1 rRNA gene is annotated in these 257 nt (G+C 53.3%); it reads right to left on the minus strand.

Going from position 1 to position 257, the window contains the following annotated elements:
- Positions 1-257 (minus strand): 23S ribosomal RNA (locus tag H926_RS0106985); the annotation flags it as partial.

A 257-nucleotide genomic window follows, 5' to 3' on the forward strand; every position in this document is an offset into this window, starting at 1 on the left:
GGTCCCCCCATGTTCAGACAGGATTTCACGTGTCCCGCCCTACTCGAGGCCTCATCCATCACTTTCGCATACGGGGCTATCACCCGCTATGGCCTGCCTTTCCAGACAGTTCTGCTAGTTGAAGATGAGGCACTGGCCTGGTCCGCGTTCGCTCGCCACTACTAACGGAATCTCGGTTGATGTCTTTTCCTCCAGGTACTGAGATGTTTCAGTTCCCCGGGTTCGCTTCACCAAAGCTATATATTCACTAAGGTGAT

It is taken from the genome of Novosphingobium sp. B-7 (genome assembly GCF_000410615.1).
Taxonomy (GTDB): Bacteria; Pseudomonadota; Alphaproteobacteria; order Sphingomonadales; family Sphingomonadaceae; genus Novosphingobium; species Novosphingobium capsulatum.